Origin of the sequence: Octadecabacter ascidiaceicola, from assembly GCF_900185015.1 — a bacterium.
Lineage (GTDB): Bacteria > Pseudomonadota > Alphaproteobacteria > Rhodobacterales > Rhodobacteraceae > Octadecabacter > Octadecabacter ascidiaceicola.
Map to the genome: position 1 here is coordinate 558520 of NZ_FXYD01000003.1, position 14992 is coordinate 573511.

At 53.7% G+C, this 14992-nt stretch carries 17 protein-coding genes; 12 read left to right on the top strand and 5 right to left on the bottom strand.

Annotated elements, in window-relative coordinates; translation table 11 throughout:
• The first annotated feature begins 79 nt into the window (after positions 1–79).
• The 5 genes from OCA8868_RS16810 to OCA8868_RS11745 all read left to right on the top strand — a co-directional run bounded on the left by OCA8868_RS16810 (position 80) and on the right by OCA8868_RS11745 (position 3529).
• On the top strand, positions 80–199 hold the full coding sequence (locus OCA8868_RS16810) for a hypothetical protein (RefSeq protein ID WP_370737999.1): 120 nt from the start codon (positions 80–82) through the stop codon (positions 197–199).
• Positions 200–270: 71 nt separating this feature from the next.
• On the top strand, positions 271–642 hold the full coding sequence (locus tag OCA8868_RS16815) for a hypothetical protein (RefSeq protein ID WP_245848198.1): 372 nt from the start codon (positions 271–273) through the stop codon (positions 640–642).
• 20 nt (positions 643–662) lie between these two features.
• Positions 663–788 carry a hypothetical protein gene (locus OCA8868_RS17035; protein ID WP_370738000.1) on the top strand — a complete coding sequence of 42 codons (126 nt, stop codon included), beginning with the start codon at positions 663–665 and terminating at the stop codon, positions 786–788.
• Between the two features lie 90 nt (positions 789–878).
• Positions 879–2621, top strand: coding sequence for an L-arabinonate dehydratase (araD, locus tag OCA8868_RS11740; RefSeq protein WP_093996744.1), 1743 nt, complete (start codon positions 879–881; stop codon positions 2619–2621).
• Positions 2621–3529 carry a Gfo/Idh/MocA family protein gene (locus OCA8868_RS11745; RefSeq protein WP_093996745.1) on the top strand — a complete coding sequence of 303 codons (909 nt, stop codon included), beginning with the start codon at positions 2621–2623 and terminating at the stop codon, positions 3527–3529. The genes araD and OCA8868_RS11745 overlap by 1 nt, the downstream gene beginning before the upstream one ends.
• 3 nt (positions 3530–3532) lie before the next feature.
• On the opposite strand, the gene OCA8868_RS11750 is transcribed toward OCA8868_RS11745, so the two are convergent.
• Positions 3533–4273, bottom strand: coding sequence for a DeoR/GlpR family DNA-binding transcription regulator (locus OCA8868_RS11750; RefSeq protein WP_179214847.1), 741 nt, complete (start codon positions 4271–4273; stop codon positions 3533–3535).
• A 120-nt stretch (positions 4274–4393) separates the two neighbouring features.
• Here OCA8868_RS11750 and glpD point away from each other — a divergent pair, with 120 nt between their 5' ends.
• Positions 4394–5971 carry a glycerol-3-phosphate dehydrogenase gene (gene glpD / locus OCA8868_RS11755; protein WP_093996801.1) on the top strand — a complete coding sequence of 526 codons (1578 nt, stop codon included), beginning with the start codon at positions 4394–4396 and terminating at the stop codon, positions 5969–5971.
• Positions 5972–5978: 7 nt separating this feature from the next.
• Here glpD and idi read toward each other — a convergent pair whose 3' ends face one another.
• A complete protein-coding gene (gene idi, locus OCA8868_RS11760) occupies positions 5979–6518 on the bottom strand; it encodes an isopentenyl-diphosphate Delta-isomerase (RefSeq protein ID WP_245848200.1) in 540 nt (179 codons plus the stop codon).
• A 235-nt stretch (positions 6519–6753) separates the two neighbouring features.
• On the opposite strand from idi, the gene OCA8868_RS11765 reads away from it, so the two are divergent.
• From OCA8868_RS11765 to OCA8868_RS11790, 6 genes are all read left to right on the top strand, one after another.
• A complete protein-coding gene (locus OCA8868_RS11765) occupies positions 6754–7197 on the top strand; it encodes a c-type cytochrome (RefSeq protein ID WP_093996747.1) in 444 nt (147 codons plus the stop codon).
• A 159-nt stretch (positions 7198–7356) separates the two neighbouring features.
• Positions 7357–7974: a CDP-alcohol phosphatidyltransferase family protein gene (locus tag OCA8868_RS11770; protein WP_093996748.1), complete on the top strand. Its 618-nt coding sequence runs from the start codon at positions 7357–7359 to the stop codon at positions 7972–7974.
• Complete coding sequence (locus OCA8868_RS11775; protein ID WP_093996749.1) at positions 7974–9173, top strand: ABC transporter substrate-binding protein; 1200 nt, start codon at positions 7974–7976, stop codon at positions 9171–9173. Before OCA8868_RS11770 ends, OCA8868_RS11775 begins: the two co-directional genes overlap by 1 nt.
• 23 nt (positions 9174–9196) lie before the next feature.
• Positions 9197–10873 carry an ABC transporter permease gene (locus OCA8868_RS11780; RefSeq protein WP_093996750.1) on the top strand — a complete coding sequence of 559 codons (1677 nt, stop codon included), beginning with the start codon at positions 9197–9199 and terminating at the stop codon, positions 10871–10873.
• Positions 10866–11513: an ATP-binding cassette domain-containing protein gene (locus tag OCA8868_RS11785; protein WP_093996751.1), complete on the top strand. Its 648-nt coding sequence runs from the start codon at positions 10866–10868 to the stop codon at positions 11511–11513. Before OCA8868_RS11780 ends, OCA8868_RS11785 begins: the two co-directional genes overlap by 8 nt.
• Positions 11514–11597: 84 nt before the next feature.
• Complete coding sequence (locus tag OCA8868_RS11790) at positions 11598–13592, top strand: hydantoinase/oxoprolinase N-terminal domain-containing protein (RefSeq protein ID WP_093996752.1); 1995 nt, start codon at positions 11598–11600, stop codon at positions 13590–13592.
• On the opposite strand, the gene msrA is transcribed toward OCA8868_RS11790, so the two are convergent.
• The 3 genes from msrA to OCA8868_RS11805 form a co-directional block, all read right to left on the bottom strand.
• Positions 13593–14096 (bottom strand): peptide-methionine (S)-S-oxide reductase MsrA, encoded by a 504-nt coding sequence (msrA, locus tag OCA8868_RS11795; RefSeq protein ID WP_093996753.1) that lies wholly within the window; start codon positions 14094–14096, stop codon positions 13593–13595.
• Positions 14096–14542: a peptide-methionine (R)-S-oxide reductase MsrB gene (msrB, locus tag OCA8868_RS11800; RefSeq protein ID WP_093996754.1), complete on the bottom strand. Its 447-nt coding sequence runs from the start codon at positions 14540–14542 to the stop codon at positions 14096–14098. The genes msrA and msrB overlap by 1 nt, the downstream gene beginning before the upstream one ends.
• A 133-nt stretch (positions 14543–14675) precedes the next feature.
• A partial coding sequence (locus tag OCA8868_RS11805; protein ID WP_245848201.1) for a thiamine pyrophosphate-dependent enzyme occupies positions 14676–14992 on the bottom strand: 317 nt, incomplete at its 5' end.

Below are 14992 nucleotides of genomic sequence, written 5' to 3' on the forward strand. Positions count from 1 at the left end.
GAAAATTGCTTCGCTGGTTCTGTTGAAAAAGTCGTTAACCTGAGGATCCGCCATGAAAGACTAGTACCGCGTCGTTGCAATTGGAGGCGGCGGCGTCGGCGCATCCGTTCTGTATCACCTCGCGAAATTCGGGTGGACTGACGTCGCATTAATCGAGCGCAATGCGCTGAATGCAGACCCTAACATGAACTCTTTGTAGGCATACACGATTGACTTGCTTTCAGAAGTTGAAGAAGAATCCGGTATCTAGCGTTTGAGCGCTATCCTTGTTTGAACGATGTTGGCATTTCTAACTGGGTCAACGGCGCATTCACCTTCTCACCAGATGGAAACCTTCTGGTTGGGCCAGTGCAATCGGTGCCAAATTACTGGCTCGCCTGTGGCGTTATGGCTGGTTTTCTTCAGGGTGGCGGAGTTGGCAAAACTCTCACGGAATGGTTGATTTATGGCGATACAGAGACTGATACCCGGTCTATGGACATCGCGCATCAGTCGAACAAAGAGTACATCAAGCAAACGGCTGGCCAATTCTATTCTCGTCGCTTTGTGATGTCGTACCCGAACGAACAGCTCCCTGCTGGGCGCTACTACTTGCGTGAATGGCATAAGCGTTGGTTCGAAGACCATATGGCCACACGTTAAAGCAGTCGATCGCGATGGTGATGGCCGACAAGGCTTATGCCGAACTGGGCACCGAATTCTCCGTTCATGTTGTCGGCATCGAACGAAACGCGAAGGTACTTGCGCCATCACCCTACGACCCGGACGGTTCAGCCATGCGAGGTTAAGCAACAGCGCTGTCGGTGGTTTCATTTCGGACCCTTGCGCTTTCTGATTTGAGGGGTGAAACCTATTGCCTCACATACGGAGGCAGCGCGATGACTTTCAAACCCGCCAAATGGCCACGCAAGTTGCGTTCACAAAAGTGGTTCGGTGGAACTGGCAAAGATGCGATTTATCACCGTGGCTGGATGAAGAACCAAGGGTATCCGGATGACTTGTTCGATGGCCGCCCTGTTATCGGAATTTGCAATACATGGTCGGACCTAACGCCGTGCAACGGGCACTTGCGTGAACTTGCCGAGAAGGTGAAGAACGGCGTCTGGGAGGCGGGCGGTTTCCCTGTCGAGTTCCCTGTCTTTAGCCCATCGGAATCCGCGCTTCGCCCAACGGCGATGATGTTTCGCAACCTATGTGCAATGGATGTCGAAGAGGCCTTACGAGGTAAACCGGTCGATGGCGTCGTACTCATGGCGGGCTGCGATAAAACCACCCCCGCCCTTTTGATGGGCGCGGCCTCTGTCGATTTGCCGGCGATCGTTGTTTCTGGTGGGCCGATGTTGAACGGTCATTTCCGTGGCGAGCGGGTTGGCTCTGGCACCCACATTCGACGATTCAACGAGGCGGTGAAAGCTGGCGAGATGTCTCCGGAGGAGTTCGTTGAAGCTGAGGCATCTATGTCTCGCAGCGCAGGCGGCTGTAATACTATGGGTACCGCGTCGACGATGGCAAGTATGGCCGAAGCGTTGGGGATGGCACTCTCTGGCAACGCCGCAATTCCAGCGGTGGATAGTCGCCGCCGTATGATGAGCCAACTGACGGGTCGACGTATCGTTCAGATGGTCAAAGACGATTTGAAGCCATCCGACATTATGACCAAGAAAGCGTTTGAAAACGCGATCCGTACGAATGGTGCGATTGGTGGTTCGACCAACGCTGTGGTTCACCTTCAAGCGCTCGCAGGTCGTTGCGAAGTACCCCTTTCCCTTGAAGATTGGGATCGCTGCGGCAAGGACGTCCCGACAATCGTGAACCTGCTCCCGTCAGGTAAATGGCTGATGGAGGAATTCTTTTATGCTGGTGGACTTCCCGTTGTAATTAAGCGCCTTGGTGAAATGGGAATACTTCACAAGGATGCCCTGACTGTGAGCGGCGGATCGATTTGGGACGAGGTGAAGGACGTTCAGAACTGGAATGACGATGTGATTGTTCCAACTGAAAAAGCTTTGCGAAAATCGGGTGGGATCGCAGTACTACGCGGAAACCTTGCTCCGAACGGTGCGATTATCAAACCTTCTGCTGCGACCCCAGAACTGATGGAACATAGCGGTCGTGCTGTCGTTTTTGAAGATATCGACGACTACAAAGCACGCGTTGATCTCGATGATCTCGACATCGATGAAACCTGCATCATGGTTCTGAAGAACTGCGGCCCCAAAGGGTACCCGGGCATGGCCGAAGTTGGCGATATGGCGTTGCCTGCCAAACTTTTGAAGGCAGGTGTTCGCGACATGGTTCGGATTTCAGACGCACGTATGTCTGGCACGGCCTACGGAACAGTTGTTCTGCATACTGCGCCGGAAGCTGCTGCCGGTGGCCCGCTTGCGGTCGTACGATCAGGTGACATGATCGAACTTAACGTCGCTGAACGCCGCATTCACCTCGACATAACTGACGACGAACTCGCAGCGCGTTTGACCGAGTGGGTACCCCCAGTTCAGCGGCCTGCAAGTGGTTATGCGCAACTATACCACGACAAGGTAAACCGCGCCGATGAGGGTGCGGATTTTGATTTTCTCGTTGGACGGCGTGGTAATGACGTGGCGCGAGAGTCCCACTGATGAAGATCGCCTTGGTAGGAATTGGCAAGATCGCCGTTGATCAACATGTACCGTCTATGGCTACGTCAAGTGATTGGGAAATCGCGGCGACTGTAAGCCGTTCTGGAACAGTTAACGGAGTACCGTCCTACACTTGCTTAGACACTATGCTTGCCGAAAACCTCGATGTTGGTGTCGTGAGTCTCTGTTTGCCCCCGGCTCCAAGGTTTGAGTATGCCGCCGCCTGTTTGCGGGCCGGGCGGCATGTGATGCTGGAGAAGCCTCCCGGTGCAACTTTGGCTGAAGTCTACGAGTTAGAGAGAATTGCGCGGGATGCTGGCGTTACCCTATTTGCGACATGGCACAGTCGTATGGCGAAGGGCGTACAGGCTGCGAAGAACGCTTTGGCTGGTAAAACTGTTGCGAAGGGCCACATCAATTGGAAAGAAAACGTACGCCAATGGCACCCGAACCAAGATTGGGTTTTTGAACCTGGAGGCATGGGTGTGCTTGATCCCGGTATTAACGCACTATCGGTTATGACTGAGGTATTACCTTCGCCCGTTCATCTTAACTCGGCTAGACTACACACGCCTAGCAATCGCCAGACACCTATTCGCGCAGAGGTGGAATTTACCGGAAGCATCACTGCTTCGTTTGACTGGCTTAAGGAAGGTGATCAAACGTGGGAGCAGACGTATACGACCACGGATGGGATGGTCGTGCACCTTAAGGAAGGTGGCAATCGATGCGTTGTAGATTGCGAAGAGAAATCCGTAGGCGATCTCGGTGAGTATCCGGCACTCTATGCGCGTATGACGGCACTTGTGGAGCAAGGTCGAAGCGACGTCGACTTGTCACCAATGGTTCATGTTTCGGATATCATGACGCTGGCACACAGAGAGATCGCGCCAGCGTTCAATTGGTAGCAGTCATGCAATGATGGGCCTGTTCAATTTCATTGAAGGTGCGAATCTAGGTTCTTTGTCAGTACAAAAGACCGAGAGATCAGAGATTGCTGCAATTCTTGCTGGGGCCTTGCGTTCGAACTTTGAATGATCTGCGGCGAGGATCGTCGTGTGACTGCTTTCAATGGCAGCTTGGCTGACGATTACTTCGTCAAGGTCGTAGTCATAGATCCCGCCGTTTTCATCCAAGGCTGAGCACCCGATAATTGCTGTATCAAGCTTGAACTGCCGTACCGAAGTTGCAGCTTGCGCCCCGATAAGGCCCGCATCCGAAGGTCGTACATTCCCGCCTGTCACGATGACTTTGCAGTGTCTGTTATTCGACAGGATTGGGACAGCGTTTAGGTTGTTTGTGACAACCATTAATCCGTCATGATGGACGAGTGCACGTGCAATTGCTTCGCAAGTCGTTCCAATTCCCAAGAATATGGATGTACCGTTCTGGATTCCAGCTGCACAGGCGATCCCGATTCGCGCCTTTGCATCATCGTTTAATCGCCGACGTTCTTCGTACCGAATGTTCGTTAATCCCGAAGGCAAAACCGCTCCACCATGGACTCGAACAAGCCGCCCCTGCTCAGTTAGCTCCCTCAGATCCCGACGAATGGTCTGAAGCGTAACATCAAACGCGCCGGCGAGGCCTTCAACGGAAACTTTTCCGTCCTGTCGCGCACGATCCAAGATTTGTGAATGTCTAAAACTCATAGCCATTCGCTAGCATGAAATGTTCGGTTTTACCACAAACGAACACAAACGAAGTTCGTTCTTTTTCTTTTCTGAATTCTGGTAGAGACTACCCACAAATCACTACGATGGATGGCTGAAATGTCGGAAGTACAATTGGACTACGACCTTTTTATTATTGGCGGCGGTATAAACGGCTGCGGCATCGCGCGGGACGCTTCAGGGCGCGGACTAAATGTCGGTTTGGCCGAGATGAATGACCTCGCATCCGCTACATCAAGTGCATCCACGAAGATGTTCCACGGCGGGTTGCGCTACCTTGAGTACTTCGAAGTGAACCTGGTCCGAAAGGCATTGGTCGAACGCGAGACTTTGCTACGGGCCATGCCCCACATCAGCTGGCCAATGCGATTCGTATTACCCTATCAAAAGGACATGCGTTTTGAGGGGTCGACCCCAACGTCAAAGGTTCTGAACATCGTGATGCCGTGGATGAAGGGCCGCCGACCAGCTTGGCTAATTCGTCTTGGTCTATTTTTGTATGACAATCTTGGCGGGCGACAAATTTTGCCAAGCACGTCGACCCTCGACCTAACTACAGCGCCCGAAGGTGAAGATATCGAAGACCGGTTTGAAAAGGCCTTTGAATATTCTGACTGCTGGGTAGAAGATTCGCGCCTTGTTGTCTTGAATGCCCGTGACGCGGAAAACCGTGGCGCGTCGATCATGGTTCGCACCAAGGTCGTCTCTTCCATTCGTCATGATGACCACTGGGTGGTTCAACTGCGCGACCAAGATACCGGCGAAGAGACTACTATTCGCACGAAGATGCTGGTCAATGCCGCCGGCCCTTGGGTGGGCGACATCATTCAGCAAAAGGTTCGGTTGAATTCGGTCGAAGACGTGCGTTTGGTTCGTGGATCACACATCGTCACGAAGCGGCGTTTCACCCATGACAAAAGCTATTTCTTTCAGGGTACAGACGGGCGGATCATTTTCGCGATCCCCTATGAGACGGACTTTACCTTAATCGGCACGACTGAGGCCGAACATGAGAACCCTGATGAAGCGCCCGTTTGTTCGGACGAAGAACGTGCCTACCTCGTTGCGTTTGCGAACCAGTATTTCAAGCAAGACATTACGACAGACGACGTTGTCTGGACCTACTCCGGTGTGCGGCCGCTTTATGACGATGGCGCCAAAAGCGCGACGGCTGCGACCCGTGACTACATCCTGAAAGTCGACAGTGAGGGCGGTGCGCCGATCCTGAACATTTTTGGCGGTAAAATCACAACCTACCGTCGCCTCGCGGAGGGAGCCTTGGACAAGATCCGTCCCTACTTCGAAAATCTACCGGATGATTGGACAGCGGGCGTCGCATTGCCCGGTGGGGACTTTCCTGTTGATGGTGTTGAAGCGCTAATCGACACTCTTAAGGCAGAGTTCGCCTTCCTCGATGACCGTTGGGCAAGACGCATGGTACGCGCTTACGGAACCGACGCACGTTTAATTTTGGCGCGCGCCACCAGCGTGCAAGACCTCGGTAAAGACTTCAGCGCGACGCTTCATGAAGCTGAAGTTGTCTGGCTCATGGAGAAAGAATTTGCCCGCCGCGCCGATGATATCGTTTGGCGGCGAAATAAGCTTGGGCTTCGCATGTCGACCGAACAAATCGAAGCGCTGGACGCTTGGATGTTGGCCCGCGGCGCATCTTCATAACGTAGTGTTAGGTCGTGATCACAAGATCCAAATGGTCAGCCAAGTAAATCTTTAACCACGGGGTGAACTGATTGGGTTCGCGGGTAACTTGCATCGCGAGGTCGTAGATATCGACCCAACGGGTTTCAGCGACTTCGTCCGGGTTTAGGTTCAGTCCAAGGGTATTCTTGTCTGTTTGCGCAACGAACAGATCAACGACCTCGTGTTCGATCAACCCGCCGCCAACGTCTGCACGATACTCGATCTGATCTCGATACGTAGGTATCAACCCTTCGATCCCAAGTTCATCCTTAAGCCGACGCACGGCGCAAACCTCTGGGTCTTCGTCCCAGTGTGGGTGCGTGCAGCAGGTATTCGCCCACAGTCCGGGTGTGTGGTATTTCGACAGAGCACGACGTTGGGTCAGAACAGACGTGCCATCCATCACGAAGACAGACACAGCTTTATGCCGGATGCCTTTTTGATGGGCTTCCAGTTTTTCTACAGGAGTTAGAAGTCCGTCAATCCATGCTGGAATCATCGTCATCTGGCACTGTTCCACTGTCATTTTGCTCTTAGCAGGCCCACTGAAGTTGTCATATGGGTCATTCGACGTATGTATGCATCAAGTCTTTCCCTCATGCACGCCGCGTTCTGCAAGCAAAACCACGAAAGGACTGAGCGCGGCATGTTATCGCATATCAGCGATCCAACGCTTATTCCGCTGGACGGTACTGCCGAAAGGGTTAGTTTCCGCCTCACAGCGGCAGGTGCCGCTTTCATTAGACGCTAGGGAGATTCCTATGTCCAAATTTATTCTCGCCGCAGCAGCGGCGCTTCTTTCAACACCAGTTTTTGCTGATGGCCACGCGGCTACAGGTGATGCTGAAGCTGGTGAACAACAGTTCAACCGTCAGTGTGTTGCTTGCCACATCGTAGCCGATGCTGACGGTGAAGTCCTCGCTGGTCGCAACGCTCGTACCGGCCCGAACCTTTACGGTATCGCAGGGCGTCAGCTCGGCGCAGTCGAAGGTTTTCGGTATGGCGATTCCATCGTAGAATTGGGTGAAGGTGGTGCTGTCTGGACCGAAGAAGCATTCGCGAGCTACGTCCAAGATCCGACTACATGGCTTCGAGAAGTACTTGAAAACGATCGCGCGCGCAGCAAGATGGCGTACCGCGTTCGTAACGAGCAGGACGCTCTCGATATGTACGCATTCCTCGCGACATTCTCGGCGGCTGAATAAGCGTTCGAAGAACGCGCGCCGAATACAATTCAGAAATTGGGCTGCGCATTGCGCGGCCCAGTTTATTTCAAGCCTCTCCTATTGGTCACATTCGTGTCAGGGCGATTGTGTGAACAGAACGCATAGGTCACAACTCTCTTTAAACACTTGAGAGGCCCAATGCTTGACGCAACCGCACGTAAATTGATCGACCCACCGCTGAATGCGTTGGGTAAGACCTTGGCGGCGCGTGGCGTAACAGCAGATGGCGTAACTCTGGTGGGGCTCGCGCTTGGTATCGTTGCTGCCATGATGATCGCCGTAGGGCTGCCGCTTATCGCGCTTGTCCCGCTACTCGCGTCTCGGATTGCTGATGGGTTGGACGGCGCTGTCGCGCGAGCGTCTAAAACCACAGACTTCGGGGGCTACCTCGATATTGCGTGCGATTTTCTGTTTTACGGAGCTATTCCATTTGCGTTCGTGGTGCTGGACCCGTCTGCAAACGCCATCGCTGGCGCGTTCTTGTTGATGAGCTTCTATTTCAACGGAACCAGCTTTCTGGGCTACGCGATCCTTGCGGAAAAACGTGGGCTAGAAACATCTGCGCAAGGCGTGAAATCTCTCTACTTCTCCAACGGGCTATTGGAAGGCACAGAAACCATCGTGTTCTTTGTCCTACTTTGCCTCTTCCCGACATCCTTCGCGGTTCTCGCATGGATTTTCGGATTGCTGTGCTTTGCCACCGCAACACTTCGCCTCTTCGCCGCTCGGCGGGTTTTTACAATGAAGGAAGACTAATGAAATATCTCGCTTTGGTAGCCGCGCTTGCGGCCCCCACGTTTGCATTCGCCAACCCTGACCCGGCTGATTGGGACGCGGTTACTGCGGAGGCCAAAGGCCAAACCGTCTATTGGAACGCTTGGGGTGGATCGACCACGACAAACGACTTCATCGCATGGGTCGGTGACCGTGTTATGGAAGATTACGGCGTGACACTTGAGCATGTAAAACTCACGGACACAGCCGATGCCGTGACCCGTGTGCTAAGCGAAAAGCAAGCTGGCGAAGACGACGACGGAGCGATCGACATGATCTGGATCAACGGATCCAACTTCGCAGCTATGAAAGAGGCTGATCTGTTGTTCGGGCCGTTTGCCGAACAGCTGCCAAACTGGGCGGTTGTGGATAGCGAAGGCAAGACCGTCCAAACTGACTTTACAGTTCCGGTTGAGGGATACGAATCCCCATGGGCAATGGCGCAGGTTGTGTTCGTGCACAACACCGCGACGATGCCGGACTCGCTGGGATCAATGGATGCGCTGTTGGAATGGGCGCAAGCTAACCCAGGTCGGTTCAGCTACCCGCAGCCGCCGGATTTCCTCGGAACAACATTCTTGAAACAGGCGCTGGTTGATATTCTAGACGACCCGTCAGTTTTGCAGGAAGAAGCGACAGATGAAAACTACGGCGAAGTAACGGCACCGTTGTGGGCCTACCTCGACGCGCTGACACCGCACTTGTGGCGTGAAGGGCGCGCGTACCCTGCAACGGGCACTGCGATGTTCCCACTGATTGCAGATGGTGAATTGGATCTGTCCATTTCGTTCAGCCCCGGTGCTGCATCCACCGCCATCGCGAACTTTGAACTGCCCGACACGGTGCGCACCTTCGTTCTCGACAAAGGTACAATTGGCAACGCGTCTTTCGTGGCGGTCCCCTACAACTCGGGGTCGGCCGCCGGTGCGATGGTTGTTGCAAACTTCTTGATGTCACCTGAGGCGCAAGCACGCGCTCAAGATCCAAATGTACTGGGTTACGGAACCGTGCTGAACATGGATGCACTTACAGCTGATGACCGCGCGGCATTTGATGCACTCGAGCTTGGCATCGCGACCTTGTCACCTGCTGAATTAGGCTCTGTTCAGGCAGAACCGCACCCAAGCTGGATGACGCGCATTGCGGATGACTGGGCCGAACGCTACGGCGCTGGGCAATAAGCTGACGGCAGGAATCGTTGAACATGCTCCGGTTCCTGCCCGCACTAACTTTGCTTGCAATGCTTGGGCCCGTTGTCGCGGGACTCTGGGGAACGTTGCTACCTGCGTTCGGGCATTTGCCTTCTGCCGGTCTTTTCGGCCCATCCTTAGACCCTTTTCGTAGCTTGTTCGCGTGGGGCGGCCTCACTGACGCTGCACGCTTATCTGTTACGACAGGGCTGATCGCTACAGCACTCTCACTAGGTATTGTCGCCCTCATTGCGGCCAGCTGGTCGGGTACCAAAGCCTTTCGGATCCTCGAACGTCTGCTCTCCCCGCTCTTGTCTGTTCCGCATGCGGCAGCGGCATTTGGTCTCGCGTTTCTAATTGCGCCTTCTGGTTGGGTTTCGCGCCTCCTTTCGCCCGCGTTAACAGGCTGGGATAGGCCGCCGGACCTCTTGATTGTGCAAGACCCGCTCGGCCTCGCAATGATCGCGGGTCTGGTCGTAAAGGAAGTCCCTTTCCTTTTGCTCATGACAATCGCCGCGATTGGACAGGCACAACCACGGCGATCTCTCCTTGTCGCGCAATCCTTAGGATATGGGAGGGTGAGCGGATGGCTGAAAACGGTTTTCCCGCGCGTTTATAGCCAAATCCGTCTCCCTGTTTATGTCGTCATCGCTTACTCAATGAGCGTCGTTGACGTCGCCCTCATTCTTGGCCCTTCAACGCCACCAACCTTATCCGTCCAGATTGTGAAATGGATGAGCGACCCTGACCTTTCGATGCGACTAACTGGTGCCGCTGCCGCCCTCTTTCAGCTCGCTCTTGTCATCGGAGCGTTGTGCTTTTGGTGGCTAGGGGAACGACTTGTAGCGCGCCTTGGAAATCGCTGGATCATGTCTGGGAATCGAGGATTGCGTGACACATCAGTTCGGGTGCTTTCCCTTGGGTTAGGCTCTGTTTCGGCATTCGCTGTTTTCTTCGGCCTCGCCAGCCTGTTGATTTGGTCTTTCGCCGCGTTCTGGAGTTTTCCGAATGTTCTACCTGATGGATTCACGATGCGGACTTGGGGAAAGCATGGGCCGAATGCCTTCGCAACGTTCGGGGAGACATTCTTCATCGCCGGCGTCGCCGTTCTTCTCGCTCTCATGCTAGTTCTTGGCTGCCTTGAGGCAGAGCATCGCAGCGGAAGGCCGCTCTCACGCCGAGGGCTTTGGATGCTCTATTTGCCATTACTTGTCCCTCAAACTGCTTTTCTACCCGGCCTTCAAACACTCCTCCTGAGTGTTGGCGCAGATGTCGGGCGGATTCCCGTTATCCTCGCACACTTGGTGTTTGTTCTACCCTACGTCTTTCTTTCGCTTGGTGATCCTTGGCGCGCTTGGGACACCCGCAACGCAATTGTCGCCGGTGCGCTTGGCGCACGCCCTTGGGCTGTTTTTTGGCGCGTACGCGCACCGATGTTATTGCGCCCAATCCTAATCGCAACAGCGGTTGGAATTTCTGTTTCGGTCGGCCAGTATCTGCCAACGCTCTTAATAGGCGGAGGCCGCGTCTCTACATTAACCACAGAAGCAGTCGCGCTGGCGTCAGGTGGCGACCGACGTGCAATTGGCGTCTATGGGTTGGCCCAAACATTGGCGGCCTTAATACCCTTTGCCCTTGCCCTAATCGTCCCCGCTTTTTTGTGGCGCAACCGGAGAAATCTGCATGAATAAGAGTCTAACCCTGCAAGACGTGTGCATTCTGAAAGACGGCGTTCCACTTATTGAAGTAAATCACACCATCCAAGCTGGCGAGGTCCTCACGATAATGGGGCCATCAGGTGTTGGTAAATCGACTTTGCTTTCCTTCATTACAGGTACCCTCCCGTCCGCTTTCTTGGGAACAGGGCAGATCCTTTTAGACAGCGCAGATATTACGCAAAAACCTCCCCATGCACGCCCAATTGGAATCCTATTCCAGGATGATCTACTTTTCCCACACATGTCAGTTGGCGCAAATCTCGCTTTTGGGATGCCGCCCGGCGGAAGCAAGACCGAGCGGCGGGCGAAAATTGATGCTGGCTTGCGTGATGTCGATCTTGAGGGTTTCGCAGATCGCGATCCAGCAACGTTATCCGGCGGTCAAAAAGCACGCGTTGCGCTCATGCGGATGCTCCTGTCAAACCCCAGAGCTCTTCTGTTGGATGAAGCTTTCTCCCGCCTCGATGCAGATCTACGCACCCAAGTGAGGGATCTTGTCTTCAAAACCGCGCGTGAGCGTGAATTGCCCGTCTTGATGGTTACTCACGATGCTGAGGATGCAAATGCAGCGGGTGGGAAGATAATTGAATTAAGGACTCTTTCTAAAGCGTAACGAGCAGTTTACCTGAGAAGTGTCGCCCTAGGGACAGCGCGGACTTCGCGTGACTGTAGCGTGGTCAAAACGAACGAGGGAACTATGGCGCACCTTTTGGGAATCGATACCGGTGGCACCTACACAGATGCCGTTTTACTAGATGACGAAACTGACACAATTGTCGCGCGCACGAAGTCGCTGACAACTCGCCCAGACCTTGCCTTGGGAATCGGCGCGGCAATCAACGCGGTTCTTGAAGACAGCAATCTCCCCGCAACTGCCATTTCGATGGTGTCTCTTTCGACCACACTTGCCACAAATGCGCTTGTTGAAGGGCAAGGTGGGCGGGTTGCGTTGATTTTCATTGGGTTCGACGAATCCGAGCTTGAGAAAGCCGACCTCGCTGATGCCTTAGACGGAGACCCTGTTGTTATTGTCGAAGGGGGCCATTCGCACTCGGGTGCAGAAATTCAACCACTCAATTTGTCCGCGCTTCGTGCCGGATTAGACTCTATATCAGTTTCTATTACCGGCGTTGCAATTGCTTCAAGATTCGCTACACGCAATTCCGCGCATGAAGTCGCTGCACGTGATGCCGCGCGTGAATTTCTCAACGTTCCAGTGACATGCTCCCACGAATTGAGCGCCGCACTGGGGGGCCCAAAACGTGCGTTAACCGCCGTCCTAAATGCTCGCCTCGTTGGGTTGATTGACGGGTTGATTACAGCAACTGAGCAGCACATCGAAGCTCGCGGTATCGACGCACGTTTGATGGTGGTACGCGGCGATGGCGCCCTAATCTCAGCGAAACTGGCAAGAGAACGACCTATTGAAACGATATTAAGCGGCCCCGCGGCCAGTATCGCTGGCGCTCAGTGGTTAACGGGTGCGCAAAATGCGCTGGTCAGCGATATTGGCGGAACCACCACTGATGTCTGTATCTTAAAGGACGGATTGCCCAAGATTGATCCCCAGGGCGCCAAGGTCGGAAAGTACCGCACAATGGTCGAGGCCGTTGCGATGCGGACGTTCGGCTTGGGCGGGGATAGCGTCGTTTCTATCATTGAGGGCCTGGTGCCTAGCCTCCAACTTGGCCCGCGTCGCGTGATGCCGTTGTCTTTGTTTGCGATCGACTACCCTGAAATTGCACATCCGGCATTGGACAACGCATTAACACTGGAGAATCCGCCGCTTGAGGCAATCCAGTTCGTGGTCGCTCAATTTCATGACTTACCTATTGGATTGGACGCACGGGAGTCTGCGCTCGCCTCACGCCTTCTTAAAGGTCCAGTGCGTAGGGCGGATGCCATTCGAAGTCGGATTGAGGAGCCGGCCCTTTCCAGATTGGTTCAACGTGGCCTCGTAATGTTGGTGGGCCTAACGCCATCTGATGCGAGCCATGCTTTGGGCCTAATGTCTGATTGGGATGCCGAGGCCGCCACCAAAGGGCTAACACTCCTTGCGAAACAGCGGATTGGAACTGGTGACAGGCTTTCGACCGGACCACTACCGTTGGCTCAAGCGATTATTAAACAACTTACAAAGCAGACGAGTTTGGCTTTATTAGAGACTGCTTTTGCAGATGAAGGCTGGGTTCAGGCATCTGCTCTGGCGCAACATTCTCTCGTACAAGTTGGTCTTACCAATCATGCCAACATTGCGCGGGTAAATGTTGGATTAGCACTGCCTGTCATAGGTCTCGGGGCGTCTGCTCACGCCTACTATGGCGCTGTAGGGGAGTGCCTCGGATGTGAAACTATTTTGCCGGAAGACTGCGGGGTTGCGAATGCGATTGGTGCTGTTGTTGGACAGGTCTCGATCCACGCAGAAGGCTCTGTGACCAGCGGTGGCGAAGGCTCGTTTCGTGTGCACCTGCCTGACGGTCCCGTTCAGTTCAGTGACAAGGAAACGGCGCTCGATGAACTGCGTAGAACGCTCAGATCTCAGGCAATTGATGGAGCGAAGGCAAGTGGCGTTGACGAAGTTCGCATTACTGAGAGCCTCGATCTGCGGGAAGCGCAGATCGAGGCTCAAACAATGTTTATTGAAGCGAATTTGCGAGTCACTGCCCGAGGGCGTCCTCGCATAACGGCCTAGTTACTCTGCCGCACGACGCGGGAGAACCCAGTCTGGTCGAATGAAATGGCATGTATAGCCATTTGGTATCCGTTCCAGATAGTCCTGATGTTCCGGCTCAGCCTGCCAAAAATCGGAAGCAGGCTCCAGTTCAGTCACAACTTTGCCAGGCCAAAGACCTGACGCATCCACATCCTTGATCGTGTCAATGGCAACTGACTTTTGGTTCTCATCAACATAATAGATCGCAGAACGATACGACATGCCTCGATCATTCCCCTGACGGTTTTCGGTTGTCGGGTCGTGAATTTGGAAAAAGAATTCCAGAATTCGACGATAGCTAATCACGTCAGGATCAAACAGAATTTCGATACCTTCTGCATGCGTTCCGTGATCGCGATAGGTCGCGTTGGGAATATCGCCACCGGTATACCCAACGCGGGTTGATTCAACGCCGGGCAACTTTCGGATCAGGTCTTCCATACCCCAAAAACAGCCACCTGCTAGTACCGCACGTTCTGTCATTATACGTCCTCCACTTGATCTAGGTATTTGCCATACCCTTCGGCTTTCATGTCTTCTTTGGCGATGAAACGAAGTGACGCCCCATTGATGCAATACCGAAGTCCGCCTTGGTCAGCAGGACCGTCAGGAAACACATGACCTAGGTGACTATCACCATGGGTTGAGCGCACTTCCGTGCGGACCATTCCAAGCGTCGTATCGGTTAGCTCGTTCATGTTTTGGGCCTCAATTGGCTTTGTGAAACTTGGCCAACCGCACCCGGATTCGTACTTGTCTGAAGACGCAAACAAAGGCTCGCCTGAAACGATATCGACATAAATCCCGACGTCTTTGTTGTCCAAATATGCACCTGTCCAAGGGCGTTCAGTTCCACTTTCTTGGGTTACGCGGAACTGTTCCGGCGTCAGAGCTGCGATGACATCTGGGTTCTTTTTGTACTTAGCCATAAGAAGTGTCCCTTTTCGTTGGTTAGGACCATGATATGGGATGCTAGCACCAAAATGCTAGTTTCCTTACAGCGGCATCACCAACGCGCGAGGAACACTTCAAAATTCTCCTCGCGTTGCTGTTTCTCATACCTTAACTCGTGACCGCTTTCATGAAGCGGTCGCGGATCACGACAGGGTCCATTGTGATGACAGGCAGTTTGATGTTGCCACTGTCGCACTTCACCACGATCACGGTCATTTGTTTGCTGTCGATTGCCGCCTGCAACGTTGGTCCGGCGTCAACGTCCTGGCACACAACAACGTTCTCGCAACCACAGGCTTCAGCGACGTTTTCAAGCTTGGTCTTCTTGCCCGCATAGGTCGGCTGATCCCCGGTTGAGCCATAAGACCCGTTGTCGATGATCATCAGAATGTAGTTGTCCGCGACGTTGTTGGCGATCGTTGGCA